At 39.4% G+C, this 1,098-nt stretch carries 1 protein-coding gene; it reads right to left on the bottom strand.

Annotated features, from left to right (window positions below; translation table 11 throughout):
• The coding region (locus TD18_RS17300) for a hypothetical protein (protein WP_040254869.1) at positions 1-1,098 on the bottom strand (1,098 nt) is incomplete at both ends.

The following is a 1,098-nucleotide window of genomic DNA, read 5'->3' as shown; positions in this document are numbered from 1 at the left end:
TTCCACACTCACCATCTAAACCATTTGAATAGCTTAATAATCCTGGTTGGTAGTTCTCTGCATCTGCACAAGAAATCTCTTCATGCTCTGGCGTTTCAAAACTTGCCTCTGGCGCTGGTGTAACTGTGATTACAAATGGTCCTGCCATTAAATCTCTATCACACTGATCTTTTGCTAAATAACTTACAGTGATTGTACCTCCACATAAATCATAATCATAATCTACATCTGGATTGATTGTACCTGTTAATTCACAAGCTGTTCCTTCCAATCCATTACTATAAGTTGCATTTTCTATAACGAAACCTGCAGCTTCTGCACATGTAATTTCTGCTGGAAACTCTGGAGTTGTTACTGTAGCTTCTGGTGCTCTGTCAACTATAACTTCAAAAGGACCTGCAGCTAAATCACGACCACATGCATCTTCACCTGAGTAAGATACTGTAATAAATCCACCACACTTTCCAAAACTATTTGCGATTGTCGCTGTCAAAGTTCCTGAAATCTCACAGTCACCTGTTAATCCATTAGAATAAGTAGCCTCATCTGCAACAAAAGCAAATGCTTCTTCACATGATAAAACTTCAGGTAATGATGGAGCAACTACTGTAGCTTCAGGCGCTGGTAATACATCAATATCTACTGTTGCGTTTAGTGGGTTACCACACTGATCCTGTCCTGTCCATGTTATGGTGATTTTTCCACCACATGCATCAAAATCATTTGTCTGTACTGGCTCTACTGAACCACTAATCTCACAAACTCCTTCTAATCCATTTGAATAGTTCAATGCACTTGCGGCGTAAGTCGCTGCATCTGCACATGATAACTCTGCCTCTACCTCAATAGCATCAAATACTGGTGCTGGTGCTGGATCAACTGTAATATCTAAAGTTGCACTTAGTGGATTACCACATGCATCTTCTCCGATATAATCAACTAATATTTTTCCGCCACATGCATCAAATTGATTCTTTTGGATTGGCTCTAATGAACCACTTAAGCTACAATCGCCTTCTAAGCCATTGTTATATCCTAATGAACCAGCAACATAGTTGGAAGCATCTTCACAACTTAATGTGAAATTCTCTAACGGAT

The organism is Psychroserpens mesophilus (assembly GCF_000826645.1).
GTDB classification, from domain to species: Bacteria; Bacteroidota; Bacteroidia; order Flavobacteriales; family Flavobacteriaceae; genus Psychroserpens; species Psychroserpens mesophilus.
This window is presented reverse-complemented; position numbering and strand designations above follow the sequence as displayed.